A 26,600-nucleotide genomic window follows, 5' to 3' on the forward strand; every position below is an offset into this window, starting at 1 on the left:
CGGGGGGAAAGATGTCCGTTCTTTTGTCTGTCGTGCTTGCCGCGTCGATTGCGCTTGCACTTTTCTATTTCCGTTGCCTTGAAAAGCGCTCAAGCCATTGGCGCGCTGCGCTGAAGACCGCGCCCGTCCTGCTGCTTGCGATCTACGCGCTGCTCATCCAGGCGCCGCTTCTCCTGGTCGCGGCGCTTGCGCTCGGCGCCTTGGGGGATGCTTTCCTTGCCTATGATCGAGAAGGTGCCTTCCTTGCCGGTCTTTCGGCCTTCCTCCTTTCACATCTCGCTTATATCGCGCTCTTCTGGCCGTCGATCATGCCGGAATTGGTCGTTGCCAGCCCCTGGCGCTACACCGCGGCCTGGACCTTCGTCACCCTGATGGCGATGATGCTTCTCGTGCTCTGGCGACCGGCCGGACCGCTCGCAATCCCGGTCGCGGCTTATGCTGTGGCGATTATCGCCATGGCGTTGTCTGCCGTCGCGCTGAAGCCTGTCCCGCCATCGGCGGGCGCCATCCTGTTTGTGATGTCGGATACAGCGCTCGCCATCCAGACATTCCTGGTGAGGGCGGATGATCCTGTGATGAAAAGACTCAGGCCCTTCGTCTGGGGCACTTACTATGCTGCGCAGCTTGTCTTTACGCTGGCGATTGCCGGGCTCCCCTATTGAGCCGAAAGTTCCCGACTGGCCGAAGGAAGATCAGCCAGGTAGCCAGTTGGCCAAGGGGGATATCAGCCCGGCTCCCAGCCGGGTGGCGCCATTTCGAAGCTTGAAAACTCGAACCCAGGCGCGACCGTGCAGCCGACCAGTGTGAAACGGCCGAGCGGTTCTGCCGCCTGCCAGGCATCCGCCGGCACGATCGCCTGCGGCCGCTCGCCCTTTGCCAGATCGATGCCGAGCGTCACTTTTTCCGTCGCCTTGCCATCGGAAATGCAGAGAAGCAGCGGATCGCCGTCATAGAAATGCCAGACCTCCGCCGCGTCGCGCACCCGGTGCCAGTGGGACCGCTGACCGGCTTCAAGCAGGTAGTAGATCGCAGTGGAATGACCACGGGTGCCGCCATTGTCATCGCGGAAGGTCTCGGCATACCAGCCGCCTTCCGGATGGGGCTGCATGTCCAGCACCCGGATTATCTCCTGGATATCCATTCAGAAATTATCCTTCCGCTTGCGGATTTCGGCAAAGACCTCTTCATTGGACCTGCCCTCCATCAGCAAGTTGCGGCGGATGGCAGGATCGGCGGCGCGCAGGAACGGATTGGTTTCCTTCTCCAGCCCGATCGTGGTCGGAATCGTGAATTTCCCCGCAGCGCGGTTTTCCTCGATCTCCTCGGCTCGAGCCTGGAGGCGCGGATTGTCCGGATCGATCGTCAGCGCAAATCTGGCATTGGACAGCGTGTATTCGTGACCGAAATAGACCGCCGTCTCGTCCGGCAGGACGGCGAGTTTCTGCAGCGAATGCCACATGTCGGCCGCCGGGCGTTCGAAGATGCGGCCGCAGCCGAGCGCGAAAAGCGTGTCGGCCGCAAAGAGGATCTTGTCGTCCGGGAAATGGTAGCAGATGTGGCCGGCGGTATGGCCGGGCGTCTCGATGACGCGGACGAAGTGGTCGCCGAACTGGAACTCGTCGCCGTCCGCCATGGTCTTGTCGAGCCCGGGGATCGCCACCGCCTCGTTGAAGGGTCCGATGATGTCGAGCCCGAATTTTTCCTTCAGCGCCAGATTGGCTTCGACGTGGTCGGTATGGTGGTGCGTGGTGAAGATGTGGGTGATTTTCCAGCCGCGGCGCTCGGCGGCGTCGAGGATCGGCTTTTCTTCGGGCGCGTCGATCGAAGCCGTCAGCCCGCTTTCCGGATCGTGGACCAGGACGCCGAAATTATCGCTTCGACATGAAAAAACTTCGAGTTCCAGTGGTTTCATATCATCGCCCCTATTGCTCAAATCGCTTCGCGGGACAATGTAGGGGCTGCGTCCTCGAAGTCCAACCACTTGCCTGACAGATGTCCGTCGATATCGTTGATCTCCGCGAATTCTATCACTCGCCGCTCGGCCACCTCGCCGAGCAGTCGATTGCGATGGCGCTTTCATCGCTTTGGGCGCGGCTGCCGGAAGAGCGGCTGGTTGGGCTCGGTTACGCCGTGCCCTATCTCGATCGGTTCCGCGCCGATACCGAGCGCACCTTCGCCTTCATGCCGGCAGGCCAGGGCGCGGTAAACTGGCCGGTTGGAGAACTCTCCTCAACGGCGCTGGTCTTCGATGAGGAATTGCCGCTGCCGGACTCCTCCGTCGATCGCGTGCTCATGGTGCATTCGCTGGAATTTGCTGAAAATCCGCACGAGACGCTGAAGGAACTCTGGCGGGTGCTCGCGCCCGGCGGCCGTCTCGTCATCGTGGTACCGAACCGGCGTGGCGTCTGGGCGCGGATGGAACATACACCGTTCGGTTCAGGTCGGCCCTATTCGCGCAGCCAGCTCACCTCTCTGCTTCGCGAGACGAATTTCACGCCCGGGGCCAGTGCCGAGGCGTTGTTTTTCCCGCCGTCGAAGATCCGCATCGTCTTGAAGCTCCGGCATGTCTTCGAGCGTATGGGGCGGCGCTTCTGGCCGGTCTTTTCAGGTGTCATCGTGCTTGAAGCGCAAAAGCGGCTCTACCAGGGCCTGCCAGTCGCTGCGCGCGCCTCCCGCCGCGTGTTCGTGCCGGTGCTGGCGCCGCAGGGCGTACAGACGATGCGGATGCGTGACGTTCATCCCCGCTGACGGCGCTTCGCTTTGGGATCAGGGTCGTCTTTCGAAACGATCCACCGGAGCGTTTTGTCGGCGGCACCGACCATTCCTCGCCCCTCGACAAAGGCCGTTTTCGGCTTTAATGCCACTCAGATCATCGCCGCTTGAGGCATTTCCGAAAAGGTTGATCCGATGAACATCGTCACGAGTGAGCCCGTTCCACGTCCAGGCATCCTGGATATTGCCGCCTATGTGCCCGGCAAGGAACATGCTCCCGGTGTGGCGCGTGTCTTCAAGCTGTCCTCCAACGAAACGCCGCTCGGGCCGAGCCCGAAAGCGGTCGAGGCGTTCAGACAGGCCGCCGGCAATCTCGAACTCTATCCGGACGGCCAGGCGCTGGCGCTGCGCGAGGCGATTGCTTCCGTGCACGGCCTCAATGTCGCGAACATCATGTGCGGCAACGGGTCCGACGAACTGCTCGGCCTGCTCTGCCATGTCTATCTCGGATCGGGCGATGAAGCGATCATCACCGAACATGGTTTCCTGGTCTACAAGATCCAGATCATGGGGGCAGGCGCCAGGCCGGTCGAGGTCAAGGAAAAGGATTGTACGGTCGATGTCGACGCGATCCTTGCCGCCGTGACCGAGAAGACGAAGATGGTCTTCATCGCCAACCCCGGGAACCCTACCGGCACTTATGTCCCGGTCGCTGAAATCCGTCGCCTGCATGCGGGGCTGCCGAAGAACGTCATTCTCGTTCTCGATGCCGCTTATGCGGAATATGTCCGCAAGAACGACTACGAAGCGGGGCTTGAGCTGGTTTCGAACAACCGCAACGTGGTGATGACCCGCACCTTCTCGAAGGTTTATGGTCTTGCTGCACTGCGTATCGGCTGGATGTATGGCCCCGCCGGTATCCTCGATGCGCTGAACCGCGTGCGCGGTCCGTTCAACATGAATGCACCGGCGATTGCCGCGGGTGCGGCTGCAATCCGCGACCAGGCTTTCGTTGAAAAGGCGGTCGAACACAACACGCTGTGGCTCGACAAGCTCACACATGCTTTCGAGGCGATCGGCCTCAAGGTAACGCCGTCCGTCACCAATTTCGTCCTCATCCATTTCCCCGATGCGGACGGCAAGCGTGCGCCGGAGGCGGATGCATTCCTGACGAGCCGTGGTTATATCCTGCGGGCCGTGAAGGGTTACGGTTTCCCGAACGCATTGCGCATGACGATCGGCACGGAAGAAGCCAATCGCGGCGTCATCGAGGCGCTCGGCGAATTCATGGGTAGGAGCGCATGACGGAGCCGCATTTCGACCGGATCGCGCTGATCGGCATCGGTCTCATCGGGTCGTCGATCGCGCGTGACGTCAAGGAACTCGGGCTTGCCCGTGAGGTGGTGATCTCCACCCGCAGCGCCGAAACGCTCAAGCGCGCCGAGGAGCTGGAACTTGGCAATCGCTATGTGGCCTCCGCTGCGGAAGCGGTGAAGGATGCCGATCTGGTGATCGTCTCGGTGCCGGTCGGCGCGTCGGAGGCGGTCGCAAAACAGATCGCCGGCAGCTTGAAGCCCGGCGCCATCGTCACCGATGTCGGCTCCACCAAGGCTTCCGTCATCGCCCAGATGGCGCCGCATGTGCCTGAGAACGTGCATTTCATTCCCGGTCACCCGCTTGCGGGCACGGAGAAGTCCGGTCCGGACGCAGGCTTTCCAGGCCTGTTCCGCGACCGCTGGTGCATCTTCACGCCGCTGCCGGGCACCGATCCGGCGGCGCTCGACAGGCTCAAGGCCTTCTGGACGGCGCTCGGCTCGCGCATCGACGAGATGGACCCGCAACATCACGACAAGGTTCTGGCGATCGTTTCGCATCTGCCGCACATCATCGCCTACAATATCGTCGGCACGGCGGACGATCTGGAGACGGTGACGGAATCGGAAGTCATCAAATATTCCGCTTCCGGTTTCCGCGACTTCACCCGCCTTGCCGCTTCCGACCCCACCATGTGGCGCGACGTCTGCCTGCACAACAAGGATGCGATCCTGGAAATGCTGGCGCGCTTCTCGGAAGACCTTGCTTCCCTGCAGCGGGCGATCCGCTGGGGTGAGGGCGACAAGCTGTTCGAACTTTTCACCCGCACCCGCGCCGTCCGTCGCTCAATCATCGAGGCCGGCCAGGATGTCGATGCGCCGGATTTCGGCCGCCACGCGCTGGATCAGAAGAAGTGAACTTCCGGGTTAGATCGGCGGGATTTCGCCGATCGGGATGAAGCCGCCAGCAAAGACCTTGCCGCGGGTGATGGTGAGGTCGAGCGAAGCGTTCCTGCCGCCGCCTAGCGCCGACAGCATCCTGGAGACGGTTTCGAGCGTTGAGGCGATCTCCGGGAAGGCCTCTCCGAGACTGTTTCGCCAGGCATCGATCTGCTCGATCCTGAGCCTCAGCTTGCCGGAGAGATAGCCTTGTTCGTCGAAGGAAAAGGGTCCGGAAACGGTAATCAGCCGGCCTTGGCCGAGATCGGCAGACAGGCTGCGCATCTCACCTTGCGTGCCGTAAAGAACCAGTCCGTTCGGATCGCTGCCGTCGATCATGCCGGCGCGACCATTGAGGGTCAGATCGACATTGGCCGTCAGCCGGGGAAGAAGCTGCGGCATGTCCTTCATCATCAGATCCGTGCCTTCGAGCGTCATGGCCGCATCGAGATCGCTGCCGTTCTGGCGCAGATGGATTTCGGTATGGCTGGCGCTGATATCGAAAGCCTGGCCGGTTGAAGATGAGACGACACTGGTCTTGGCATTCTCGATCACCGTCGAGGTTCGCTCTACGCCCCGAAGCCTGGTGATCAGGCTCGACTGGAAGTTCTCCCAGGTGGTCGAAACCGTAAGGCCGTGGCCGGTACGGGCTTCCACTGGCGAATCGAGTTCCCAGACGATATGGCCGGGATTGTAGACCTGAGCGGCGGAGCGCAGGGCGCCGAAGGTGGCAGAGATCCCGTTTACCCGATCATCGATCGCGACCTTCGAGCAGAACAGGCCGATCCGGAAAGGATAGCCGCGATATTCCGCATCGCTGCATTCGGCGGAAACGCCGTTCCTCTCCTGGCTGCCGAGCAGCGTCAGGGTCCGTTCCCTCAGGGTCGATGCGGCATAGAACCAGCCGGCGGTGTAGAGCGCGATCACCAGCACAACGCCGCAGGCGAGTAGCCATAATTTTCCGCTGACGCCAGTTCGGCTTGACGCTGCCATGATGTTCTCCAATGGTGCTGAAAACGAAAGGCCAGTCTGTTTGATTGAATTGGTGTTGCGCGCGATATGGACGAATTTTGGGTGTTTGGCTACGGGTCCCTGATGTGGAATCCGGGTTTTGCGTTTGAGGAAAGACTGACCGCACGTGCCTTCGGCTTTCGCCGTTCCCTCTGTGTATGGTCGTATGTGCATCGCGGTACGCCGGAAAAGCCGGGTCTGGTGCTCGGTCTTGATCGTGGCGGCTCCTGCCGCGGCGTCGCTTTCCGGATAAGCCGGGAAGATCGTGAGGATGTCCTCGATTACCTGCGACGCCGCGAGCTTGTTACCAATGTTTACAGGGAAAAGATGCTGCCCGTGTTGCTCGGCGATGGGCGGCAGGCGAGGGCGGTCGGCTATGTGGTCGATCGTCAGCATGTGCAATATGCCGGCGCGCTCGGCGTCGAGGAGGCAGCCGAAATCGTGTGTACGTCCGTTGGCCAGTCTGGACCCAACGATGCCTACGTCTTCAACACGCTCGCGCATCTGAAGGAGATGCGCATCCGCGATCATTGGCTGGAAGGCGTGGGAGCTTCCGTGGCGGCACGCCTTCAAGCCGCGGTCTGAGCTTTCAGCTCTGCCAGGCGCCTTACTGCCGTGGGCGGCAGCGGCAGATGCGGATTGTCTTCGACAGTCTCGATCAGCAGCTTGTCGCTCTCGCGCTCCATCGTCTCGACGAGATGGGCGTAGAAGGCATCCGGATCCATGCCGGGCGCGATCGGCGGCAATATGCGCACCTTGAAATGGCCGGGATGCTTGATCAGCTTGCGGCGGCCCCAGAACAGGCCCCAATGGGCGACGACCGGCACCACGGGGACTTGCACGTCGCGATAGATGCGGGCGATGCCGTATCGGTATTGGGGTTCGGCCCCCGGAGGGCGACGTGTGCCTTCGGGGTAGATGATGAGCTGGCGGCCGTTTGCCATTTCCTCCCGGGTGCGCTTCATCACGTCGATCATGATCTTGCCGCGGGCGCCGCGATTGACCGGAATCATGCGCTGCTTCATCGCGTACCAGCCGAACAGCGGAATCCACATGAGCTCTCGCTTCAGAATGTAGACCGGGTCCCTTTGATAGGGCAGGAGGGCTACCGTATCCCATGCGGACTGATGCTTCGGCGCGAAGATGCAACCGCCCTCCGGTACGTTCTCCAAACCCTCGATCTCGAACGTGGCTCCTACGATCTTCGCCATCAGCCAATTGCAGGAAGCGGCCCAGGCTTTCGGAATCCGATAGGCGGCCTTGCGCGGCATCAGAAAATAGATCGGACTCAGCACGATCATGCGAATAATGAGATTCGTATAAAAAGCCGTGTTGAAAAGAACCGAGCGTATCAGAAGCATGAATGGAAGTTCCTTTTGGACAGCCGTTGCCTACACGAGATCGGCTTTCGAAAAAAGCGCCTTGTGTCGGCGGCTCCATGGACGCGACTGACTGTCAGGGCTCCGGCTTGGCCGCCGTCTTGGTGGCCGCTTCCGTGCGCAGCCCGGTGCCCCGCTCGATGCCGATCCAATCGCGCACGGTCGCCAGAACGACCTTGCCATATTCTGCGAGCATGGTGCGCAACACATCCGGTTCGGCGAACCATGCCTTGCGGGTGAGGTCGGAATTGACCACCGGATAGGGGATGAATTCGGTCACCGGATCGGCGCGGCGCAACTCGTGCAGGCTGCGCAGCATGTGGTAGTTGTTGGTCACGACCAGCACGGACCTGTAGCCGTGGTCGTGGATCCAGCGGTTGATCTCATTGGCATTGCCGATCGTGTCGATCGCGTCATAGCCGATGTCGACGCAGCAGGCGAAGAGGTCCAGCGAGGCCTGGGTTACCTTGCGGATCTGGTTCGGTGTCGTGGAGGGATGGGCGCCGGAAATCAGAAGCCGCTGGCCGGCACCATCCCTCAGGAGACCGAGCGCCTGCTCGATGCGCAGGTAGCCGCCGGTCAACACGACGATCGCGTCTGCCCTCACGCCATCCGGTGCCTTGAGCGATGTGACGGAATTCGCAAACCACAGGAAACCGCCGAACAGCACGGCTACGAACAAAACGCCCGCCATGATGACGCGGCGTGCAACCCAGCGCAGCCGGCCCTTGCGTGAAAACAAGCCGGCGGGCGGACGGTTCGGCTTGCCGTCTGCTCCATTGTCGGGTGTCATCTGAGCCGGTGTCATGATCGTGCATAGCCGGAGATTCGTGGCGAGAACAGGGCCAACCTATAAGGGGAAGAAGCCCGGTTCAAGAAGATGGCGCTCCATCGGAACGCGCCGGATCGGACCGTATGAGGTCGATTTCGTCGATCGTTCGCATCACGGTGAACCGGGCCGTCAGCGTTGTCAGCAACGCAATCACGATCATCGTGGCGAAAATGCCGAGATAACCGGTGATGCCGATTGTGAAGGAGCCGAAGAGAGCGGTTGCCTGATCGCTTTCCGGTGTCGCCAGCGAATTGGCCTGCCACATGTTGGCAGCGGCGAACAAGGCCGCCGCCAGCACGCCTCCGGCGGCCGAGCCCTTGATGCTGATCTTGAGGAAATGCTTCTGAAATTCGCCTGCCACGAAGGAACTCTCCGCACCGACGAAATGCAATACCTCGACGATATGGCGGTTGCCGGACAACGCTCCCCGCGTTGCGAAGACGACCGTGAGGATCATTGCCGTGAAAACCAGTATCAGGACCCCGGTTCCGATCAGTACCGTCGTCTGGGCCATGGAGACCAGGCGGTCCACCCAGGTGCGGTGATCATCCAGAAAGGCTTGCGGTATCTCCGTCTTCAGGAGGTCGCGCATGGCCGCGAAATCCGGCGGATTTTGTTCGTCGATGGTGATGATGACAAGGCGCGGCACCGGCAGTTCGTCGAGGTTCAATCCGGTGCCAAGCCAGGGTTCCAGCAGCCGGGCGGTCGCATCCTCGTCCATGATCGTGCCTTCGCGGGTGCCGACGAAGGTGAGCGCCAGCTCGCGGGCCTTCTTCAGCGCCGCGTCCATGTCGAGCCCTTCTTCGGGCTTGATCTGGATGGTGATCTCACGGGAGATCTGGCTCTGCCAGCCTGCGGCGGTCGCCCTGACCATGGTGACAGCGCCAAATGTCAGACAGGCGAGGAACGCCATGATGGCGATCACCACCATCAGCGCATTGCCCTGGATATTGGAGGGCGGCAGGATCGGAGCGGTGGGTCTCACCCGCATTTCCGCCCGGCGTGGCTGTTGTTGGGTTGGCGGCGCCGGTTCCGGCTGCCTGCCGGCCCCGGTCGCCTTCGCCGCCTTCAGGATTTTCTGGCCAAGCTCATTCATAGATGTCGAGCCGCCCTTCCGTCAGGATCATCCGCCGCGCATCCACCTGATCCATCAGGCCTAGATCGTGGGTGGCGATCACCACCGCGGTGCCGAGCCGGTTGAGTTCCAGGAAGAGACTGAGGAGCCGCCGCGCCATCGGTGGATCGACATTGCCCGTCGGCTCGTCGGCGAGCAGGATTTCCGGCCGGTCCATCAGCGCCCGGGCGATTGCGGCGCGCTGTTTCTCTCCGCCGGAAAGCACCGGCGGCAGCACATTGATACGCTCACCAAGCCCTACCCATTTCAGGAGTTCGATCACATCGTTGCGATAGGAATTTTCCTCCTTGCCGCGGACGCGCAGCGGCAGCGCCACGTTTTCATAGGTCGTAAGATGGTCGAGCAGACGGAAATCCTGGAAGACGATGCCGACACGCCGGCGCAACATGGGGAGTTCGGCACGCGGGATCTGAGACAGGTCCCGGCCGAACATATGGATGATGCCGCGGGTCGGGTGCAGCGACATGAAGAGCAGACGCAGAAGCGTGGTCTTGCCCGCGCCGGACGGCCCCGTCAGGAACTGGAACGACCGCTTGGGGATGTCAAAGGTCATGTCCCGGAGAATTTCCGGACCCATCCCGTAGCGCAGGCCGACATTTTCGAAATGAATCAATGGGTGACCCAGTCTCTCGCCTTCAGATTTCTGGTGCTCGTTATCTCTTAACGACCCGGGTAAACGGACGGTAAATCACGCGCGTAAAAAAGGCTAATTTCGGGTCGCGTTTGCGAAGCATTAACCATTTAAATTTACGACTGAGCGGGATTCGTTTCAATGCCCGCAACCCCGAACATCGGGGAAAACGGGCCGAAGAGGCCCCATGAGCACGTTCCACAGCCAGCAGGGCAAGACGGTCATCCGAATGGACATCCTTCCGCCGGATCATCCCGGCCGGGCAGGACGGGTAATGCAACGTCGCGGGGAGGTCATCGACGCTCAGTTCGTCACGGTTCGTGATGTTTCCCGTCGCGCTTCAAAGCCGCGCTCGCATAACGACAATCGTAACGACCCAGGATCTGCTGTCGATGCCGAACCACTCCTGCAGCGGATGGTCGCGGCGGGCGAACGTGCCTTGTCGCGCCTATCCGCCGATTTCTTCTCGGCTGTCGTTGCGGTCGTCTTCGTCACGGTTTTCAGCCTCGCAGGCGGCTTCTCTTTCCTTTTAAACGGATCGGACGCGGCTCCGGCGGGCCTGGCATTCGACATCACGCATGTCACCATGACACCACAGGACGCCAACGGCATGCGCGTGCTGCTGATCAACGGAATTGTTGAGAACCGCAGTGGCGGCAGTCGCGTCATGCCGTCGATCCGCGCTGATCTGATGTCCGGCGAAGAGCTGGTGGCGAGCACATTGATCTCGCCCCCTGCCTCCGCCATCGCGGGCGGTCAGAGCCGGGGCTTTTCGGCGCGCGTACCGCATCCTGGTGGAAAACTGCCGGACCTCCGGCTTTCGCTTGCCGAACGGGGTGCGTAAGCCTTTTTATTTTCCGGCCGTTTGTGCTATCGCAGCGCTTTAACGGACACGGAGAACCTCATGCCCGTCGTGCGCGGCAAGACCATTGAGCCGCTTTATACCGCCGAACAGATCGCCGAACGCAACCGGGCCATGGCTGCCGAAATCGCTGTCGGCCCGACCAAAGATCTACTTGTCATCGCCATCCTCAAGGGCTCGTTCATTTTCGCTGCCGATCTTCTGCGGGCGCTGCATGATGTCGGCCTTGCGCCTGAGGTGGAGTTTATCACCCTGTCGAGCTACGGCGCCGGCACGGTTTCGCAGGGCGTGCGCATCGTGAAGGACATCGACAGCGACGTGAAAGATCGCGACGTGCTGCTGATCGACGATATCCTTGAATCCGGCCGCACATTGCTTTTCGCCAAGGAGATGCTCTACGAGCGTGGCGCCCGCCACGTCTCAATCGCCGTGCTGCTCGACAAGCGCGTGAAGCGCAAGGAGGCGCTGGAGGCGGATTATGTAGGCTTCGAATGTCCGGATTATTTCGTGGTTGGTTACGGCATGGATGTTGCCTATGCCTTCCGTGAATTGCCTTTTGTCGGTGTCGTCACCGGCGATGCGTGAAACCTGGTGGCAAGGTGTTAACCATCCCAGCCCAGTAAAGGCCAATATTTACTCCTCGACAAGAAAACTCTGGTGAGTTGCTCCCGATATGAAACACGACAGGGAGCGATGATCGCTATGGCAAAGATCCTGATTACCGAGGACGAGGATACGCTCCGCAGCTTCGTCGCGCGGGCGCTTCGTCTCGACGGTCATGAGACACATGAAGCAGGTGACGGCGCCGAGGGTCTCGAAAAGCTGAGCCAGGGCCCTTTCGATTTGCTGCTTTCCGATATCCGCATGCCGGTCATGGACGGAATCGAGCTGGCGCATCAGGCTTCCGTCAGGTTCCCGGGCCTCAAAATCCTGCTGATGACCGGGTATGCCGAACAGCGCGAGCGCGCCGATGACCTTACTGCCAAGATCGTCGACGTGGTGCAAAAGCCGTTCGCCCTTCCGGACATCCGCAAGGCCGTCGCCGCGGCCCTGGCGGCCTGAGGGCGGCAAGAGGTGACGCAGTCGAGATCTGCTCGCCCCCTCACCTTGCATTTCTGACACCTGGCTTTCAGCCAAAGTTTTGAGTTTGCTACCTCTCCTGCAAGAGGAGAGGTAGGCTGCCGCGTTCACAAATCATGATCTTGGCGAAGCTAAGCCGTGGATTTTGTCGGTGAGGAGATAATCTTCTCCGCTATCTTATATCCAGCAGCCGCTCCAGGTATTGCCGTTCGGCCTCGCCGGAGAGCGCGTTGCCGAGTCTTTCGCGGATCGCTTCAAGGATCTCGCGGGCGCGCTGCACGTCGATCTCGTCCGGCACCTTCACCTGATCGCCGAAATCCGGGCCTGACGTGGCACGGGGCCGGCCAAGCGGGTCGCGGCCGTTCTGGCCGCCTTGCGACGACATGCTCTCACCCGGGCCACGGTCCTGACCTTGCCCCTGGCCCTGCTGCATGGCCTGCATCATCTGCTGCATCATGTTCTGGGCGCCCTGACGCAGCGCACTGAGCGCGTTGCCCTGACCCTGGACTGCCTGCTCGCCCTGGCCTTCGCCAAGCGCGCGGCCGGCATTGCCCATTTCGCGCTGTGCTTCGCCAAAGCCTTCGCCAGGCTGCATGCCGAGGTCCTTCAGGCCCTTCTGCAACTCTTCCAGCTTTTTGCCGAGGCTATCCTGTTGCGCCCGGAGGTTCTTCAGCGCCTCGCGAAGCTGTTCGGCCGTCATCTGGTCGGTATTCTGCTGACCCTGCTGGCCCTGTTGCCCCTGCTGACCTTGTTGTTGGCCCTGCTGCTGCTCGCCTTGCTGTTGGCCCTGCTGTTGCTGGCCCTGCTCGTTGGGCTGCTGGTTCGGATTGCCGCGCTGCATACGGTCGCGCAGCGCCTGGTCCAGCTTGAAGGTCTGGTCCATCAGCCGCTGCTGTTCCTGCATGATCTCGCCGAGTTTGTCGATCTGCTGACGCATCTGGCTGTTCTGCTGCTGGCCCTGCTGCCCGCGCTGCATGCGGCCGGCCTGCAGATTGTTCATCATCCGCTGCATTTCGGAGAGGAGTTGCTGGGCGGCATCGCGATTGCCGGACCGGGCGAGGTTTTCGATCTGGTCCATCATGTTCTGCAGGTCGCGCTGGCGGATGACGTTCTGGGCCTGCATGTTGTTCGGCGCCTGCGGGGCGTTCTGCATCCGCTGGGCAAGCTCGTTCATGAACTGCTGCATGGCTTCGCGCAGTTCCTTCATCAGACGGGCGATCTCCTCATCCGAGGCCTTGTTCTCAAGTGCTTCGGCAAGATTGCGCTGCGCATCGCGCAGCCGGCGTTCGGCGAGCGACAGATCGCCATCCTCGATGCCGATCGCTATTTCCCAGAGATAATCGGCGGTGTCTTTGAGCTGTTCCTCGGTGCGGGAAAGCTTCATGCGTTCCTGCGCCGAACGGATCAGCAGGAAATGGGCGAGATTCGGGATGGTCTCGTCAGGACGGATCGCCAGCGCTTCATTTAGCGCGATGGCGCGCGGCATCTGACGGGTGTCGAGTGCGAAGACCTGGCGCTCCTCCGCGACGGCTGCAGCAAGCGGCTCGGAGAAACCGCGGGCTGGCAGCACCATTTCATGGGGAGGGCTTCGGCCTGTCTGGCTGGCGCCATCCTTGGCGACGAGCGTGACCCTGACACGTTTGCCGGCAAGCGGATGCTCGGTCAGGTTCCGGCTCGTCAGTCCCTTGACCTCGCGGCTGTTCTGGCGTGGCAGGTTCAGCCTGTAATCCGGCGGAGGATAGAGTGGGGTTGCAGCCGGATCCTGTTGTTCAACCGGCTCGATCAGCGCATGCGCTTCGCGGATTCCATAATCGTCTTTCCCGGTGAAGCCGATTTCAAGAGCACCGTTGACGGAGCGTCGCGGTTGCCCGTCGAAGGCGATCTCCGGCGGACGGTCGGGAATGACTTCGAAAGCCCAGCTCTGGCCATTTACGGTCAGGTTGCCGCTCTCGGCGATGTTGAGCGCGTAGGTACGCGGCGGCATCTGGTGGTTTATCTGCGGCTGCGGCGGTTGGGCCGGAGCCTGCTCTGCTGTTTGTGCACCATCCCGCTGCGGCTGTCTGGCCGAAGCTTCGGCGATCTTTTTGGCCTCCTCGGTGATGAGCGTAACCTCCTCCCCGCCGGCTTCCGGTGTGAAGATCACGGCCTCGCCACCTTCGCCGCCGGTGACGCGCACGGTGAGTGCGGAGTTCTGGGGGATGGATACGGTGTTGACCGCGGCATTCACCTCGCGACCGGTCAGGAACACCGGTGCGCGGCCGGTATAGGAAGGCGGCGTCAGCCAGGCGTCGATGCGCAGGTCGGGATTGACGCTCGGTGCAGGCGGAGCCGCGCGGAACGCATCGGCCGGCGAGCCGCCGCCGTTCGAGAAGGAGTAACCGAGCGCGATTGCAAAGACGAGTGCCGGGATGGCGCGCAGGGCGAAGCGGTCATGCCTGGCGATATCGGGCTGCGGCAGGCCGGCATCGAGGGCGGCGATGCGTTCAGCCATGCGGATCTGGTGTTCCTTCCAGAGCGCCCTGGAGAAGGGCGTCTCGAAGGCCGGCTCATCCTCCTGCACGCCGACCGGCTGGTGGGGCAGGTTGTTGCGGTCTTCGAGAAGCCGGTCGGCCTCTTCCGAGGCCGGCCAGCGCAACCGGCCGAAGGGAAGGATGGAGTAGAGAAAGGCAAGAGAGAAGCCGCCGAGCAGAACCCAGCGTACCCAATCCGGCGCAATGCGGAAAATCCCGAACCAGGCGACCGACAGGAAGAGCGCTGCTATTCCCAGAGGAGGCAGCAACAGCGGTAAAATCCGCTCGAAAAACAGGACGATCCGCGCAAAGGAACGCTTCAGCGCGACGCGGCGCGCAAGCACAGGATGCGATTCGAAGGCACCTTTGCGGATGAAGCTCATGCGGTCCGTCTCCAGTCGTGGCGGCGCAAATCAAGCTTTAACGATAACGATCTTTGTGGCGAAGACGAGGGCAGGAGGCGTTTCGCACCCATATTTTCCGGTGTTTCCCCGAAAAGTGAACGGATGTTAACCCGTCACGCCAGCCATGCGGGTACAGAATCGAGACCGATAAGCTCTTCATAGGTGCGGCGCGGGCGCACGACGTGGAATTCACTGCCCTTCACCAGGACTTCCGGCACCAGCAGGCGGGAGTTATAGGTTCCCGCCTGGACGGCCCCATAGGCACCGGCCGACGCAACGGCGATCAGGTCGCCCGGCTTCGGTGCCGCCATCTCGCGGTCGAGCGCCAGGTAGTCGCCGGTTTCGCAGACGGGACCGACGACATCGGCCTTGATGCGGGGGGCATCGGCAGGGGGCACGACGACCGGGCGGATCATGTGATAGGCATCGTAAAGCGTCGGGCGGATCAGGTCGTTCATCGCGCCGTCGACGATCACGAAACTCTTCTCGCCGCTATCTTTCACATAGATGACCTCGGTCACCAGAATGCCGGCATTGCCGACAATCAGGCGGCCGGGTTCGGTGACGATCCTGCAGTTCAGCGAGCGGAGCTGGCGCTTGACCGTATCTGCATAGGCGTCCGGCAACGGCGGCGGATTGTTGTCGTCCTTGTAGGGGATGCCCAGGCCACCGCCGATATCCACGTGGTCGATGCGATGACCGTCGGCCCGCAGCGTGTCGACGAGTTCACGCAGCAGCCGGAAGGCATCGTCGAATGGCTCAAGCTCGGTGATCTGGCTGCCGATATGCATGTCGATGCCGGTCACCTCGATACCGGGCAGGGTCGCGGCATGGGCGTAGACGTCGCGGGCGCGCTCGTAGGAAATGCCGAACTTGTTTTCCTTCTTACCCGTGGAAATCTTCGCGTGGGTGCGGGCGTCGACGTCCGGATTGATGCGGAAGGAGACATGCGCCTTCTTTCCCATCTTCCGGGCGCGCAGGTTGAGCACTTCCAGTTCCGGCTCCGACTCGACGTTGAAACAGTAGATGCCGGCTTTCAGCGCGAGATCCATTTCCTGCACCGTCTTGCCGACGCCGGAGAACATGATACGGCTCGCCGGAATGCCGGCCGCCAGCGCGCGGCGCAGTTCGCCGCCGGAAACCACGTCAACACCTGCGCCAAGACGTCCCAGTGTCTTCAGCACCGCCTGGTTGGAATTCGCCTTCATCGCATAGCAGATCATGGTGTCCACGTCGGCAAAAGCCTGGGCGAAGACCTTGTAATGGCGCTCCAGCGTCGCGGTCGAATAGACATAAAAAGGCGTGCCGACAGCCCTTGCGATCTCCGGGATCGGCACGTTTTCGGCGTGCAGGACGCCGTCGATATAGTGAAAATGGTTCACGTCAAAACTCGAAAAAATTAAAGAAGCGGGTCGAGCACGAAGGGCTTGTCGGCGACAGGCTCCGGTTTCTTCTGCTCACCCGGCCTGGTGACCTTGCGGATGTTCTGCTGTTCCACCGGCGTGCTCGGGCGGTCGAGATCGCCCTTGCGGCCGCAGCCCGCGACGACGATGCCGGCAAGGCTCAGCACAAACGCTATGCGGGCAATATTCACCAGGGATTTCGACATTCTCTTGACCTTCTTCGGCACGGCTTGAGGGAACTGTCATAGCGAAGTTCCACTCGCTTGTGCAGTGTCATTCCGGCATCAATTGATCTCAGTTGCGGGCGCGCCACCAGGCGATCTGCTTCCTCACCTCCGCCGGCGCGGTGCCGCCGAAGCTGGTGCGGCTGGCGACAGAGGCATCGACCGACAGGACGTTGAAGACCTTGTCGGTGATCGCAGGATTGATCGACTGCAGTTCTTCCAGCGACAGTTCGGAAAGGTCGCAGCCCTTCTCTTCGGCAAGCGCCACGACGCGGCCGGTCACATGATGGGCGTCGCGGAAGGGCAGGCCGACTTCACGCACCAGCCAGTCGGCAAGGTCGGTCGCTGTCGAATAACCGGCACCGGCGGCGGCGCGCATCTTGTCGGCACGGATCGTCATGTCGCGCATCATGCCGGTCATCGCGGCGATCGCCAATTCCAGGTTCTCGGCGCAGTCGAAGACCTGTTCCTTGTCTTCCTGCATATCCTTGGAATAGGCGAGCGGCAGGCCTTTCATGACGGTCAGCAACGCGACCAGCGAGCCGTTGATACGGCCGGTCTTGGCACGCACCAGTTCGGCCGCATCCGGGTTCTTCTTCTGCGGCATGATCGAGGAGCCGGTCGAGAACGCGTCCGAGAGGCGCACGAAGCCGAATTGCGGCGTCGACCAGATGACGATTTCTTCGGCGAGACGCGACAGGTGCACGGCGCAGATCGCTGCGACGGACAGGAATTCCAGCGCGAAATCGCGGTCGGAGACGGTGTCGATCGAGTTGCGGGTCGGCTCGCGGAAGCCGAGCGCCTTTGCCGTCATGTGGCGGTCGATCGGGTAGGGCGTGCCGGCAAGCGCCGCGGCGCCGATCGGGCTTTCATCGAGATGGTCGATCGCGTGGCGCACGCGGGCGCGGTCACGGCCGAACATTTCCACATAGGCCATGCAGTGATGGCCGAAGGTGACCGGTTGGGCGGTCTGCAGATGCGTGAAGCCCGGCATGACCGTTTCGGCATGCTCTTCCGCGCGATCCAAAAAGGCGGCGATGAGGTCAGTCAGCATCCGCTCGGTCTTGGCGAGCTCTTCCTTGACCCACAGGCGGAAATCGAGCGCCACCTGGTCGTTGCGGGAGCGGGCGGTATGCAGGCGGCCGGCGGCAGGACCGATCAAGGTGGCCAGCCGCGCCTCGATGTTCATGTGGATGTCTTCGAGCTTTCTGGAGAATTCGAACTTTCCGCTCTCGATCTCTGACATGATCGTGTTCAGGCCGGACAAGATCTTGTCTTTATCTTCGCGGGAAATGATGCCTTTCTCCGCCAGCATGGTCGCATGCGCTATAGAGCCGCGGATATCCTGGGCATAGAGCTTCTTGTCGAAACCGATCGAGGCATTTATCTCCTCCATGATCGCGTCCGGTCCCGAAGCGAAGCGCCCGCCCCACATCTGGTTGGAAGATGCCGCGTCCTTCGTGCCCTCGGTCATGATGCCTAAGTCCTGGAGTAGTTGATGACGACCAAAAGACCTTTCGGCCTTCCTTCCGCCCGGTTGATCGTGATTGCCGCCGTTCTCGGAATTCTTGCCGGCGCCGTGGCGGTATACGTGAGGAATATGGGGTCTGGCAATGGTGAGGATGCCCTGTTGGCGGGATCATCCGGCGCCTGCGAGGGCGCGATCGAGAAGGTGAAGTCCGTCTCGCAGTTCTCCAAGGGCCAGGTTGCCGCCATGGTCGCTGCACAGCCGCCCCGACCGCTCGATCTTGCTTTCAAAGGCCCTGACGGAAGGGACCTCAAGACCGCCGATTTCGCCGGCAAGACCGTGCTTCTCAATCTCTGGGCCACCTGGTGCGGTCCCTGCCGCGAAGAAATGCCGGCGCTGAACGCATTGCAGAAGGAGATGGGCGGTGCGGATTTCGAGGTGGTGGCCGTCAATATCGACACGGGCGGTGACGAAAAGCCGAAGGCGTTCCTCGCCGAATACGGTGTCGATCAGCTTGGCTATTATCGCGACAGTTCGATGGGCGTCTTCAATAGCTTGAAAAAAGAGGGCCTCGCCTTCGGCCTGCCGGTGACGCTGATCATGGACAAAAAGGGCTGCCTGATCTCGGCCATGAACGGTCCGGCGGCCTGGGACAGCCCGGACGCCAAGGCGCTGATCACCGCCGCGAAATAATCCTGTCTTCGGGCACCGCTCAGTAAAGCGGCGCCAGATCCACTCCGTAGAAGAGGCCGCGGCCAACCCGGCCTTCGCTCCGTTCGACCGAGATACCGAATTCGGCTGCGATCTCCCTGACGATTGCGGCTTTGATATTGGCGTCCACCCCGGCCTTGTAGGTCAGCTTGTAGTCGAGGTCCGCTTTGAAGACAGCACGGACGATATGGGCATTGGCTTTCTCGCGCTGCTTCCTGAGTATATTCCTGCATTCGGGTCCAAGACTGTTCTCGATCATCTCGAGTTTATCCAACCCGTATTCCTGATATTCGATATTGCTGAACTTCATCGTCAGGTTGCTGACATAGCTGGCGCTGACGCCGAGCCCCAGCGCCTTGAGATTGTCCGCGCTGAAGGAAAAATTTTTCGCGCTGCCGAAGTCGGTGATCTCGGCACCGGATTTTTCCGGGTTTCCGGGAAACTTCACGAATTCCGGCGAGCAGATGTAGCCAAGGGATACGTCCTGCTTGTCGTTGTAGGCGTTCGCCCGTTTCCAGACGATGTTACCCGGGCCATAATTGGTGCTGGGCGGGACCGTCGTCAGGTAGCCCGCCTTTCTGACAATGGTCCTTGGGTTTTCGGAAGTGCAGCCGCAGATCAAGGCAGCGGCCAGGACGAGAATTGAGCATTTGTGCATTGATGATCCCCCGAGTCGATGACGACAATGTAGGGATCACACGTATCGCGTGTCTACTTACCGAGTAAATCCTAAGGCTGCATTTGGCGAGGCATCAGGTTGTCTCCGGCAATGCCCATTTCAGCGCGTCGGCACCGGCGTCTCGCCGCGATAGTCGTAGAAGCCGCGGCCGGATTTGCGACCGAGCCAGCCGGCCTCGACATATTTTACGAGGAGCGGGCAGGGGCGGTATTTCGAATCCGCCAGACCGTCGTGCAGCACCTGCATGATCGACAGGCAGGTGTCGAGACCGATGAAGTCGGCGAGTTGGAGCGGACCCATCGGATGGTTGGCGCCGAGCTTCATCGCCGTATCGATGGCTTCCACCGAGCCAACGCCCTCGTAAAGCGTATAGATCGCCTCGTTGATCATCGGCAGCAGGATACGGTTGACGATGAAGGCGGGGAAATCTTCCGCGACCGTCGCGGTCTTGTCCAGCGAGGCCACGTAGTCCTTGGCGGCCCTGAAGGTCGGCTCGTCGGTAGCGATGCCGCGCACCAGTTCCACAAGCTTCATCACCGGCACCGGGTTCATAAAATGGATGCCCATGAACCGTTCCGGGCGGTCGGTGGCGGAGGCGAGCCGCGTGATGGAGAGCGACGAGGTGTTGGTGGCAAGCAGGGCATCCGGTTTCAGGACCGGACAGACCTGAGCGTAGATCTTGCGCTTGACGCTTTCATCTTCGGTCGCGGCCTCGATTACCATGTCCATGGGGGCTAAGTCGTTCAGGTCGGCGGAGCCGGAAATGAGGGAAAGCGCAGCCTTCCGCTCCTCGTCACTCAGTTTTCCGCTGCTTACCTGCCGGGCGAGATTGCCGTTGATGGTGGCAAGTGCTGCTTCGATCCGGTCCTTGGAAAGATCGTACATCTGCACCTTGTAGCCGGCCTGCGCCGAAACATGTGCAATGCCGCAGCCCATCTGGCCCGCTCCGATGACGCCGATATTCTTCATGGCCGAACTCATTGTTCCGTTCCTGGGTTTCTGCTCCCGAGGCGCTGACGCTAACGTTCGCGTGCGCCGATCTTATGAAAATGCCGGACTACATGGATGCAGTCCGGCAGATTGTTATTCCGCTATTTGCGGTTTTGCCAGCATTTTTCGCGCTTGCGAAATGAACAGGCCTTCAAATCGCTCACAGCGCCTTTTCAAGCTGCGGCAGGATCTCGAAAAGGTCACCGACGATACCGTAGTCGGCGACCTGGAAGATCGGTGCTTCCTCGTCCTTGTTGATGGCGACGATGACCTTGGAATCCTTCATGCCGGCGAGATGCTGGATGGCGCCCGAGATGCCGGCTGCGATGTAGAGGTCGGGAGCGACCACCTTGCCGGTCTGACCGACCTGCCAGTCGTTCGGGGCATAACCGGCATCGACGGCGGCACGGGAGGCGCCGACGGCGGCACCCAGCTTGTCGGCCACGGGAAGGATGACTTCCTTGAACTTTTCCGCCGAACCGAGAGCCCGACCGCCTGAGATGATGATTTTCGCCGAGGTGAGTTCCGGACGCTCCGACGACGAGAGCGCATCCGATACGAAGCTTGAAACGCCCGGGTTCGCCGCTGCCGATACGGTTTCGACCGGAGCGGAGCCGCCCTCGCCAGTCGCCTGGAAAGAGGCGGTGCGCACCGTGATGACCTTCTTGACGTCGGTCGTCTGCACCGTCTGGATCGCGTTGCCGGCGTAGATCGGCCGTTTGAACGTATCGGCGGAGATCACTTCGATGATTTCCGAGACTTGGCAGACGTCGAGCAGCGCTGCGACGCGCGGCATGATGTTCTTGGCCGAGGCGGTTGCCGGAGCGATGATCGTGTCATAGGCACCAGCCAGCGAGACGACCAGTGCCGCCAGCGGTTCGGCGAGCTTGTTGGCGTAATCGGCGCTGTCGGCGAGCAGGACCTTGGAAACGCCGGCAAGTTTGGCCGCCGCATCGGCTGCCGCACTGGCACCGGAGCCGGCGACCAGCACATGCACGTCGCCGCCGATCCTGGAGGCCGCGCTCAGCGCCTTGGCGGTCTGGTCGGACAGGCTCGAATTGTCGTGTTCTGCCAGAAGAAGAATGGCCATGATGTTTACTCCCTATCCGCCCCTTAGAGCACGCCGGCGGTCTTGAGGCTGGCGACCAGTTCCTCGACCGACTTTACCTTGACGCCCGCCTTGCGGCCGCCCGGCTCTTCCGTCTTCAGGACCTTCAGCCGCGGCGCGGTATCGACGCCGAAATCGCCCGGAGTCTTCTTGTCGAGCGGCTTCTTCTTTGCCTTCATGATGTTCGGCAGCGAGGCATAACGCGGTTCGTTGAGGCGAAGGTCGGTGGTGATGACCGCCGGCAGCTTGACCTCGATCGTCTGGAGTCCGCCGTCGACTTCGCGGGTCACCTTTGCGGAGCCTTCGGAAAGCTCGATCTTCGAGGCAAACGTCGCTTGCGCCGAACCGAGGAGGGCCGCCAGCATCTGGCCGGTCTGGTTGGAATCGTCGTCGATCGCCTGCTTGCCGACGATGATCAGGCCCGGCTGTTCGGCGTCCACGACACCCTTCAGGATCTTGGCGACGGCGAGCGGTTCGACCACGTCGTCGGTTTCGACCAGGATCGCCCGGTCGGCGCCCATGGCGAGCGCGGTGCGCAAAGTCTCTTCCGCCTTGGCCGGGCCGATCGACACGACTACCACTTCTTCCGCCTTGCCCGCTTCCTTCAGTCGCAGAGCCTCTTCGACGGAAATCTCGTCGAACGGGTTCATCGACATCTTCACGTTCTGAAGCTCGACACCCGTGCCGTCCGCCTTCACGCGGATCTTCACGTTGTAATCGACAACTCGCTTCACAGGCACCAGGATCTTCATAGGGTCCTTCCTCGACTTCTCACCGGCGGCAAATTGCGACATTCACCGCTTCCTCATTTGTCAGTGGGCGACATGGATACGCATTTTTCGCGCGACTGCAACGCGGATTTGCAGTCAAAGCTTGCCGTTTTCTCATACATCTATTCGCGAACGGCCATTACCTGCGGCACGCCCGACTTCCGTTCGACCGCTTTCGGCGTCACGATGGCGCGGTCGAAAAGCGGCACGCCTTTGCGGCGCATGAAGAGGACGAGGACTGCGCCGGCGATGATGCCGCCGACATGTGCGCCCCAGGAAACGGCGCCATCAAGGTCCAGGGCCAGCATGGCGAATTGCTGCACGATCCAGAGCGCCAGCGGAATGAAGGCGGGCAGCGGCAGCGGGATACGGAAAAGAACCAGCACCCAGACCCTGACGCGTGGATGAAGCAGGAAATAGGCCGCGACGACACCGGAGATCGCGCCAGAAGCACCGATCAACGGGCCCTCTGATGAGGGCACAACGAGGCCGTGAAGGGCGGCACCGGCTGCAGCGCAAACCAGGTAGAAGATCAGGAACCTGACATGCCCCAGCGCGTCCTCGACATTGTCGCCGAAGACCCAGAGGAACAGCATGTTGGAGGCAAGGTGCCAGAAATCCAGATGCAGGAAGGCGTAGGTGATGAAGGTCGCATCGTCCGGCACAATGATGAGCGACGGGTCGAGCACTGCGTAATCGAATATCACCGCCGGAATGAAGCCGAGGCCCAGCGAGGCGTGTTCGACGATTGCCGGGCTGGCGACGGTCGTGAACAGCCAGACCAGCACGTTGATGGCGATGATGCTGATCGTCACATACTGGACGCGGATATATTTCAGTTCGACGGCGTCGTGCAGCGGGATGAACATTTGCCTTTAATCCCTCCCGCTTTCTCTTTCAGCGGTTTTTTCCCGGAACCCAAAGGATATCCGCCTTGCCATGATCGTTGGCGAAGCGCGCCGCCACGAACAGGAAGTCGGAAAGCCGGTTGATGTATTTCAGTGCCGCCGCACCGATGGTTTCACCGCGTGAAAGCTCCACCATCAGCCTTTCGGCCCGACGCGCGACCGTGCGGGCGAGATGCAGATGGGCAGCAGCAGGGGATCCGCCCGGCAACACGAAGGACGTGAGCGGATCGAGGTGGGCATTCAGGGCATCGATCTCGGTCTCCAGGCGGGTTGCCTGGGCTTCGATGATGCGCAGCGGCTCGTAGTCCAGTGCTTCGCCCGTATCGGGTGCTGCAAGATCGGCGCCGAGATCGAAGAGGTCGTTCTGGATGCGGAAGAGCATAGCATCGAGCTCGGCCATGCCCGCGGTATGGAGCCGGGCCAGACCGACAGCCGAATTCGTTTCGTCGACAGTGCCGTAAGCCTCGACCCGGAGATCGTATTTCTCCCGCCGGGGGCCGGAAACCAGCGACGTCGTGCCCTTGTCGCCCGTGCGCGTATAAATCTTGTTGAGCTTTACCATCCCGCCATCATCAGAATCAGCTCGGGCGACCGCCGCCCGTGATCCACAGTGTGAGCATGATGAGGACGATTGCGATTGCCTGCAAGAGGATACGCAATTGCATCAGCTTGTTGGATTTGTTCGCATCCGTACCCTTCATCATGTTGAACAGCCCGCGGATCAGGACGATCACGACAAGCCCCATGACGATCACGGTAAGGACGGTGGTGAAAGTGGACATTCTAGGATTGCTTTCGTTCAGTCGAGCCGGCGCATGAGTTTGTAGAAGAGGTCGGCCGGAAGTATTCTTTTCAGGAAGGCGCCCTGCCTGGCGGGCTTCGTTACCAGATAATGTGGCCTCGGGCGAGGCGCGGTCAAGGCGTGCGTCAAGACATCATAAACCGCTTCGGGTCCGAGTTTGTGGCGGCTGATCGGACCTCTCCCATCGAGGCGCTTGAGCTGCCGCTTGTATTGCTGGGCATGCACCGAGCCTTCGAGATCGATATTCTCTTTGATCTTGGCGAGCGCGTTGGCCGTAAAACGGGAGGCGATCGGCCCCGGTTCGATGAGGCTCACATGGATGCCACTTCCTTCCAGCTCCATGCGCATCGTGATGGTGAGCCCTTCGAGCGCATGTTTCGAAGCCGTATAGGCGCCGCGATAGCGATAGGGCAGCAGGCCGAGGATCGACGAGCAATTGACGATGCGGCCGTGGCCCTTTGCGCGCATGATCGGGATCACCCGCCGCGTCAGCTCGTGCCAGCCGAAGACATTCGTTTCGAACTGTTCGCGCAGCACGTCGGTCGACAAATCCTCCACGGCGCCCGCCTGGCCATAGGCACCATTGTTGAAGAGGGCGTCGATCCGGCCGCCTGTGCGCTCCTTCACGGTTTCCACAAGTGCGGCAATCGTTTCGGGCTTCGTATAGTCCATCAGCAGAGCCTCGATGCCGTCGGCTTCGAGCGGAGCGAGATCGCTCTCTTTGCGCACGGTCGCGAAAACCCGCCAGCCATCCGCCTTCAGGGCACGGGCGCAATGGGCACCGATGCCGGAGGAACAGCCGGTGACGATGATCGTTCTCCTGTCATCCATTTGATCTCATCCCTTGCACAATGGAAAGGGTTCCTCACATATTTTGCGCCAAGTCACAACGGAGTTGCCCTTGTCCGAAGAGAACCGGCCCTACAGGTGGTACAAACTCGCCTTCAAGGTGCTTTGGGATGCCTATTGCCACTTTTCCGACGACGATGGTTGGGCGATGGCGAGTCATGTGGCACTCTCGGGCCTGCTGGCTCTCTTTCCGTTCCTGATCTTCGGCACGGCGCTGGCCGGTTTCCTCGGGGCCGGCGGTTTTTCCGAAACGGCGATACATCTGCTTTTCGATACCTGGCCGGCGGATATCGCGGCACCTATCGCATCCGAAATCCAGCGCGTCCTGACCATGCCTCGCGGCGGCCTTCTGACCGTATCCGTGCTGGCGGCAGCCTATTTCGCTTCGAATGGGGTCGAGGCGCTGCGGATTTCACTCAATCGAGCCTACCGCGTCACCGAAACCCGACCCTGGTATGTGACGCGCCTCGCCAGCCTCGGCTATGTGGTGATCGCGGTCGTGATCTTTGCCGTGATCAGTATCCTTCTGCTTGCCGTGCCTGTTGCAATGCGGTTCGCTGAAACGCGCTTTCCCTGGCTGATCAGCGATCTGGCAAGAGCCGCCAACTGGGGCCTTTACGGCACGGGGCTGCTTTTGATGATCGGTCTCCTGCTGTCGCATAAATGGCTTCCGGCGGGGCATCGGCGGATCATCGACATCCTGCCGGGCGTGCTGATGACGATCGCCTTGTGGATCGGCTTCGGCCTCGGCTTTGCTGCCTATCTCTCGACCTTCGCCAATTACGCCGCGACCTATGCGGGTCTGGCGTCGATCATGATCGTGCTGATTTTTCTCTACATGGTCGGCGTGATTTTCATGCTGGGGGCCGAACTCAACGCCGCCCTGATGAAGTACCGGGTTTATTCGGTATTCTCCCGGTTGAGGAATGAGCGTCGCCGGCGCGAGGAAGCGCTCTCAAAGACCGACGAGGCGGCGGATGTCGTGGGGAGCGAACCCCTGGTCGCGGAGCGCCGCGAGCCCCGTTGAGCCCTCGCTTTTCGAGAGTTTCTTGCCGTCCGGCCCAAGGATCAGCCTGTGGTGATGATAGACGGGTTGCGGAAGCTCAAGCAGTTCCTGCAATAACCGATGCACGGCGGTCGCTTCAAAAAGGTCCAGCCCGCGCACCACATGGGTAATGCCCTGGGCCGCATCGTCCACCGTTACCGAAAGATGATAGCTCGACGGCGCATCGGAGCGGGAAAGCACCACGTCGCCCCAGGCCGTGGGGTGCGCAGTGATTTCGCCGCGTGCGCCGTCACCCGTCTCCGTCCATTTCAACGCATCGCCCGTCAACCGGAGCGCCTTGTGCATATCGAGCCGGAAAGCGTGCCGCACGCCCTTTGCAATCAGTAACTGCCGTTCCGTCTCGCTGCGATGCCTGTCATCCTCGGGATAGAGCGGCGACCCGTCGGGATCGCGAGGCCAGCTCTTCCCGCTCTCCTCATGCTCCGCGACCCTGGCCTTCACCTCTCCGCGGGTCAGGAAGGCGGGATAGACAAGGCCCATTTCCATCAGCCGGTCCAGCGCGGCGCGATAGTCGTCGAAATGCTCCGATTGCCTCCATACCGGTTTTTCCCAGTCCAGCCCGAGCCAGGAAAGATCGCGATAGGCGGCCTCCTCGAATTCCGGCGTACAGCGGGCGAGGTCGATGTCCTCGATGCGCAGCAGGAAGCGCCCGTTCGTCTTCTTCGCCATGTCGTGGTTGAGGATCGCCGACAGCGCGTGGCCGAGATGAAGCAGCCCGTTCGGGCTTGGCGCAAAACGATAGGCCGGTTTATCAAAGGACATGGCGGGCATGGCTTCTTCTGCCATGCTTTTCGACAAACGGCCATGGGAGAGG

At 61.2% G+C, this 26,600-nt stretch carries 30 protein-coding genes; 10 read left to right on the plus strand and 20 right to left on the minus strand.

Going from position 1 to position 26,600, the window contains the following annotated elements; genetic code table 11:
• The first annotated feature begins 11 nt into the window (after nt 1-11).
• Nucleotides 12-662 (plus strand): lysoplasmalogenase family protein, encoded by a 651-nt coding sequence (locus ABK249_RS07795; protein WP_037157070.1) that lies wholly within the window; start codon nt 12-14, stop codon nt 660-662.
• A gap of 62 nt (nt 663-724) precedes the next feature.
• Here ABK249_RS07795 and ABK249_RS07800 read toward each other — a convergent pair whose 3' ends face one another.
• Nucleotides 725-1,141: a cupin domain-containing protein gene (locus ABK249_RS07800; RefSeq protein WP_227704265.1), complete on the minus strand. Its 417-nt coding sequence runs from the start codon at nt 1,139-1,141 to the stop codon at nt 725-727.
• The gene (gloB, locus tag ABK249_RS07805) at nt 1,142-1,912 is read right to left on the minus strand and encodes a hydroxyacylglutathione hydrolase (RefSeq protein WP_037157076.1); all 771 of its coding nucleotides are present in this window, start codon (nt 1,910-1,912) and stop codon (nt 1,142-1,144) included.
• An 80-nt stretch (nt 1,913-1,992) separates the two neighbouring features.
• Here gloB and ABK249_RS07810 point away from each other — a divergent pair, with 80 nt between their 5' ends.
• From ABK249_RS07810 to ABK249_RS07820, 3 genes are all read left to right on the plus strand, one after another.
• Complete coding sequence (locus tag ABK249_RS07810) at nt 1,993-2,748, plus strand: class I SAM-dependent methyltransferase (protein ID WP_037157078.1); 756 nt, start codon at nt 1,993-1,995, stop codon at nt 2,746-2,748.
• A gap of 159 nt (nt 2,749-2,907) precedes the next feature.
• A complete protein-coding gene (hisC, locus tag ABK249_RS07815) occupies nt 2,908-4,017 on the plus strand; it encodes a histidinol-phosphate transaminase (protein WP_037157080.1) in 1,110 nt (369 codons plus the stop codon).
• On the plus strand, nt 4,014-4,943 hold the full coding sequence (locus tag ABK249_RS07820) for a prephenate/arogenate dehydrogenase family protein (protein ID WP_037157082.1): 930 nt from the start codon (nt 4,014-4,016) through the stop codon (nt 4,941-4,943). Before hisC ends, ABK249_RS07820 begins: the two co-directional genes overlap by 4 nt.
• A 9-nt stretch (nt 4,944-4,952) precedes the next feature.
• On the opposite strand, the gene ABK249_RS07825 is transcribed toward ABK249_RS07820, so the two are convergent.
• A complete protein-coding gene (locus ABK249_RS07825) occupies nt 4,953-5,957 on the minus strand; it encodes a DUF2125 domain-containing protein (protein ID WP_348862548.1) in 1,005 nt (334 codons plus the stop codon).
• A gap of 66 nt (nt 5,958-6,023) precedes the next feature.
• On the opposite strand from ABK249_RS07825, the gene ABK249_RS07830 reads away from it, so the two are divergent.
• Nucleotides 6,024-6,560: a gamma-glutamylcyclotransferase gene (locus tag ABK249_RS07830; RefSeq protein ID WP_348862549.1), complete on the plus strand. Its 537-nt coding sequence runs from the start codon at nt 6,024-6,026 to the stop codon at nt 6,558-6,560.
• Here ABK249_RS07830 and ABK249_RS07835 read toward each other — a convergent pair.
• The 4 genes from ABK249_RS07835 to ftsE form a co-directional block, all read right to left on the minus strand.
• Nucleotides 6,545-7,336, minus strand: a complete 792-nt coding sequence (locus ABK249_RS07835; protein ID WP_348862551.1) for a lysophospholipid acyltransferase family protein — start codon at nt 7,334-7,336, stop codon at nt 6,545-6,547. The two genes, ABK249_RS07830 and ABK249_RS07835, sit on opposite strands and share 16 nt — an antisense overlap.
• Before the next feature lie 94 nt (nt 7,337-7,430).
• A complete protein-coding gene (locus ABK249_RS07840; protein ID WP_415926427.1) occupies nt 7,431-8,162 on the minus strand; it encodes a YdcF family protein in 732 nt (243 codons plus the stop codon).
• Nucleotides 8,163-8,226: 64 nt separating this feature from the next.
• The gene (locus tag ABK249_RS07845) at nt 8,227-9,282 is read right to left on the minus strand and encodes a cell division protein FtsX (protein ID WP_407721650.1); all 1,056 of its coding nucleotides are present in this window, start codon (nt 9,280-9,282) and stop codon (nt 8,227-8,229) included.
• The gene (gene ftsE, locus ABK249_RS07850) at nt 9,275-9,934 is read right to left on the minus strand and encodes a cell division ATP-binding protein FtsE (protein ID WP_037157095.1); all 660 of its coding nucleotides are present in this window, start codon (nt 9,932-9,934) and stop codon (nt 9,275-9,277) included. The genes ABK249_RS07845 and ftsE overlap by 8 nt, the downstream gene beginning before the upstream one ends.
• 205 nt (nt 9,935-10,139) lie before the next feature.
• On the opposite strand from ftsE, the gene ABK249_RS07855 reads away from it, so the two are divergent.
• From ABK249_RS07855 to ABK249_RS07865, 3 genes are all read left to right on the plus strand, one after another.
• Nucleotides 10,140-10,796, plus strand: a complete 657-nt coding sequence (locus tag ABK249_RS07855; protein ID WP_227704260.1) for a hypothetical protein — start codon at nt 10,140-10,142, stop codon at nt 10,794-10,796.
• Nucleotides 10,797-10,856: 60 nt separating this feature from the next.
• The gene (hpt, locus tag ABK249_RS07860) at nt 10,857-11,399 is read left to right on the plus strand and encodes a hypoxanthine phosphoribosyltransferase (protein WP_037157097.1); all 543 of its coding nucleotides are present in this window, start codon (nt 10,857-10,859) and stop codon (nt 11,397-11,399) included.
• A 117-nt stretch (nt 11,400-11,516) separates the two neighbouring features.
• Nucleotides 11,517-11,876 carry a response regulator gene (locus ABK249_RS07865; protein WP_037157340.1) on the plus strand — a complete coding sequence of 120 codons (360 nt, stop codon included), beginning with the start codon at nt 11,517-11,519 and terminating at the stop codon, nt 11,874-11,876.
• A gap of 190 nt (nt 11,877-12,066) precedes the next feature.
• Here the strand turns inward: ABK249_RS07865 and ABK249_RS07870 are convergent, their stop codons facing one another.
• The 4 genes from ABK249_RS07870 to argH all read right to left on the minus strand — a co-directional run bounded on the left by ABK249_RS07870 (nt 12,067) and on the right by argH (nt 17,909).
• Nucleotides 12,067-14,787, minus strand: a complete 2,721-nt coding sequence (locus ABK249_RS07870; RefSeq protein ID WP_227704259.1) for a TIGR02302 family protein — start codon at nt 14,785-14,787, stop codon at nt 12,067-12,069.
• A 134-nt stretch (nt 14,788-14,921) separates the two neighbouring features.
• Nucleotides 14,922-16,190 carry a diaminopimelate decarboxylase gene (gene lysA / locus ABK249_RS07875; RefSeq protein WP_227704258.1) on the minus strand — a complete coding sequence of 423 codons (1,269 nt, stop codon included), beginning with the start codon at nt 16,188-16,190 and terminating at the stop codon, nt 14,922-14,924.
• Between the two features lie 17 nt (nt 16,191-16,207).
• Nucleotides 16,208-16,417 carry an LPS translocon maturation chaperone LptM gene (gene lptM / locus ABK249_RS07880; protein ID WP_037157103.1) on the minus strand — a complete coding sequence of 70 codons (210 nt, stop codon included), beginning with the start codon at nt 16,415-16,417 and terminating at the stop codon, nt 16,208-16,210.
• Between the two features lie 88 nt (nt 16,418-16,505).
• Nucleotides 16,506-17,909, minus strand: a complete 1,404-nt coding sequence (argH, locus tag ABK249_RS07885) for an argininosuccinate lyase (protein ID WP_037157105.1) — start codon at nt 17,907-17,909, stop codon at nt 16,506-16,508.
• 24 nt (nt 17,910-17,933) lie between these two features.
• On the opposite strand from argH, the gene tlpA reads away from it, so the two are divergent.
• Nucleotides 17,934-18,596 carry a thiol:disulfide interchange protein TlpA gene (gene tlpA / locus ABK249_RS07890; RefSeq protein ID WP_227704256.1) on the plus strand — a complete coding sequence of 221 codons (663 nt, stop codon included), beginning with the start codon at nt 17,934-17,936 and terminating at the stop codon, nt 18,594-18,596.
• A 19-nt stretch (nt 18,597-18,615) separates the two neighbouring features.
• Here tlpA and ABK249_RS07895 read toward each other — a convergent pair whose 3' ends face one another.
• The 8 genes from ABK249_RS07895 to ABK249_RS07930 form a co-directional block, all read right to left on the minus strand.
• Nucleotides 18,616-19,272 carry a hypothetical protein gene (locus tag ABK249_RS07895; RefSeq protein ID WP_210053865.1) on the minus strand — a complete coding sequence of 219 codons (657 nt, stop codon included), beginning with the start codon at nt 19,270-19,272 and terminating at the stop codon, nt 18,616-18,618.
• A 120-nt stretch (nt 19,273-19,392) separates the two neighbouring features.
• Nucleotides 19,393-20,274, minus strand: a complete 882-nt coding sequence (locus ABK249_RS07900; RefSeq protein ID WP_227704255.1) for a 3-hydroxybutyryl-CoA dehydrogenase — start codon at nt 20,272-20,274, stop codon at nt 19,393-19,395.
• A 169-nt stretch (nt 20,275-20,443) separates the two neighbouring features.
• Entirely contained in the window at nt 20,444-21,373 is a 930-nt protein-coding gene (locus ABK249_RS07905) for an electron transfer flavoprotein subunit alpha/FixB family protein (protein WP_227704254.1), read from the minus strand.
• A 23-nt stretch (nt 21,374-21,396) separates the two neighbouring features.
• Nucleotides 21,397-22,143, minus strand: coding sequence for an electron transfer flavoprotein subunit beta/FixA family protein (locus ABK249_RS07910; protein WP_227705224.1), 747 nt, complete (start codon nt 22,141-22,143; stop codon nt 21,397-21,399).
• 140 nt (nt 22,144-22,283) lie between these two features.
• Complete coding sequence (locus ABK249_RS07915; protein ID WP_037157115.1) at nt 22,284-23,030, minus strand: rhomboid family intramembrane serine protease; 747 nt, start codon at nt 23,028-23,030, stop codon at nt 22,284-22,286.
• A gap of 28 nt (nt 23,031-23,058) precedes the next feature.
• The gene (locus ABK249_RS07920) at nt 23,059-23,631 is read right to left on the minus strand and encodes a cob(I)yrinic acid a,c-diamide adenosyltransferase (RefSeq protein ID WP_210053889.1); all 573 of its coding nucleotides are present in this window, start codon (nt 23,629-23,631) and stop codon (nt 23,059-23,061) included.
• Between the two features lie 16 nt (nt 23,632-23,647).
• On the minus strand, nt 23,648-23,851 hold the full coding sequence (locus ABK249_RS07925) for a twin transmembrane helix small protein (RefSeq protein ID WP_037157119.1): 204 nt from the start codon (nt 23,849-23,851) through the stop codon (nt 23,648-23,650).
• 17 nt (nt 23,852-23,868) lie between these two features.
• Entirely contained in the window at nt 23,869-24,702 is an 834-nt protein-coding gene (locus ABK249_RS07930; protein WP_037157121.1) for an SDR family oxidoreductase, read from the minus strand.
• 70 nt (nt 24,703-24,772) lie between these two features.
• Between ABK249_RS07930 and ABK249_RS07935 the strand changes: the two genes are divergently transcribed.
• Nucleotides 24,773-25,747 (plus strand): YihY/virulence factor BrkB family protein, encoded by a 975-nt coding sequence (locus ABK249_RS07935; RefSeq protein WP_052183099.1) that lies wholly within the window; start codon nt 24,773-24,775, stop codon nt 25,745-25,747.
• Here ABK249_RS07935 and gluQRS read toward each other — a convergent pair.
• The gene (gluQRS, locus tag ABK249_RS07940; protein ID WP_227704253.1) at nt 25,676-26,572 is read right to left on the minus strand and encodes a tRNA glutamyl-Q(34) synthetase GluQRS; all 897 of its coding nucleotides are present in this window, start codon (nt 26,570-26,572) and stop codon (nt 25,676-25,678) included. The genes ABK249_RS07935 and gluQRS overlap by 72 nt on opposite strands.
• Between the last annotated feature and the right edge of the window lie 28 nt (nt 26,573-26,600).

Origin of the sequence: Neorhizobium phenanthreniclasticum (genome assembly GCF_040066075.1) — a bacterium.
In the GTDB taxonomy this organism is placed as follows: domain Bacteria; phylum Pseudomonadota; class Alphaproteobacteria; order Rhizobiales; family Rhizobiaceae; genus Neorhizobium; species Neorhizobium petrolearium.

Bases quoted from the DNA above. Each gene is read 5' to 3' on its own strand.
- ABK249_RS07840 (WP_415926427.1), bottom strand. From the start codon at position 8,162: ATGACACCGGCTCAGATGACACCCGACAATGGAGCAGACGGCAAGCCG.
- ABK249_RS07925 (WP_037157119.1), bottom strand. From the start codon at position 23,851: ATGTCCACTTTCACCACCGTCCTTACCGTGATCGTCATGGGGCTTGTC.
- ABK249_RS07835 (WP_348862551.1), bottom strand. From the start codon at position 7,336: ATGCTTCTGATACGCTCGGTTCTTTTCAACACGGCTTTTTATACGAAT.
- gluQRS (WP_227704253.1), bottom strand. From the start codon at position 26,572: ATGGCAGAAGAAGCCATGCCCGCCATGTCCTTTGATAAACCGGCCTAT.
- hpt (WP_037157097.1), top strand. From the start codon at position 10,857: ATGCCCGTCGTGCGCGGCAAGACCATTGAGCCGCTTTATACCGCCGAA.
- ABK249_RS07855 (WP_227704260.1), top strand. From the start codon at position 10,140: ATGAGCACGTTCCACAGCCAGCAGGGCAAGACGGTCATCCGAATGGAC.
- ABK249_RS07795 (WP_037157070.1), top strand. From the start codon at position 12: ATGTCCGTTCTTTTGTCTGTCGTGCTTGCCGCGTCGATTGCGCTTGCA.
- ABK249_RS07820 (WP_037157082.1), top strand. From the start codon at position 4,014: ATGACGGAGCCGCATTTCGACCGGATCGCGCTGATCGGCATCGGTCTC.
- ABK249_RS07895 (WP_210053865.1), bottom strand. From the start codon at position 19,272: ATGCACAAATGCTCAATTCTCGTCCTGGCCGCTGCCTTGATCTGCGGC.
- ABK249_RS07865 (WP_037157340.1), top strand. From the start codon at position 11,517: ATGGCAAAGATCCTGATTACCGAGGACGAGGATACGCTCCGCAGCTTC.
- ABK249_RS07845 (WP_407721650.1), bottom strand. From the start codon at position 9,282: ATGAATGAGCTTGGCCAGAAAATCCTGAAGGCGGCGAAGGCGACCGGG.
- ABK249_RS07800 (WP_227704265.1), bottom strand. From the start codon at position 1,141: ATGGATATCCAGGAGATAATCCGGGTGCTGGACATGCAGCCCCATCCG.
- lptM (WP_037157103.1), bottom strand. From the start codon at position 16,417: ATGTCGAAATCCCTGGTGAATATTGCCCGCATAGCGTTTGTGCTGAGC.
- ABK249_RS07870 (WP_227704259.1), bottom strand. From the start codon at position 14,787: ATGAGCTTCATCCGCAAAGGTGCCTTCGAATCGCATCCTGTGCTTGCG.
- ABK249_RS07910 (WP_227705224.1), bottom strand. From the start codon at position 22,143: ATGAAGATCCTGGTGCCTGTGAAGCGAGTTGTCGATTACAACGTGAAG.
- ABK249_RS07915 (WP_037157115.1), bottom strand. From the start codon at position 23,030: ATGTTCATCCCGCTGCACGACGCCGTCGAACTGAAATATATCCGCGTC.
- ABK249_RS07825 (WP_348862548.1), bottom strand. From the start codon at position 5,957: ATGGCAGCGTCAAGCCGAACTGGCGTCAGCGGAAAATTATGGCTACTC.
- tlpA (WP_227704256.1), top strand. From the start codon at position 17,934: ATGACGACCAAAAGACCTTTCGGCCTTCCTTCCGCCCGGTTGATCGTG.
- ABK249_RS07905 (WP_227704254.1), bottom strand. From the start codon at position 21,373: ATGGCCATTCTTCTTCTGGCAGAACACGACAATTCGAGCCTGTCCGAC.
- ABK249_RS07930 (WP_037157121.1), bottom strand. From the start codon at position 24,702: ATGGATGACAGGAGAACGATCATCGTCACCGGCTGTTCCTCCGGCATC.
- ABK249_RS07900 (WP_227704255.1), bottom strand. From the start codon at position 20,274: ATGAGTTCGGCCATGAAGAATATCGGCGTCATCGGAGCGGGCCAGATG.
- argH (WP_037157105.1), bottom strand. From the start codon at position 17,909: ATGACCGAGGGCACGAAGGACGCGGCATCTTCCAACCAGATGTGGGGC.
- ABK249_RS07830 (WP_348862549.1), top strand. From the start codon at position 6,024: ATGGACGAATTTTGGGTGTTTGGCTACGGGTCCCTGATGTGGAATCCG.
- ABK249_RS07810 (WP_037157078.1), top strand. From the start codon at position 1,993: ATGTCCGTCGATATCGTTGATCTCCGCGAATTCTATCACTCGCCGCTC.
- hisC (WP_037157080.1), top strand. From the start codon at position 2,908: ATGAACATCGTCACGAGTGAGCCCGTTCCACGTCCAGGCATCCTGGAT.
- gloB (WP_037157076.1), bottom strand. From the start codon at position 1,912: ATGAAACCACTGGAACTCGAAGTTTTTTCATGTCGAAGCGATAATTTC.
- ABK249_RS07920 (WP_210053889.1), bottom strand. From the start codon at position 23,631: ATGGTAAAGCTCAACAAGATTTATACGCGCACGGGCGACAAGGGCACG.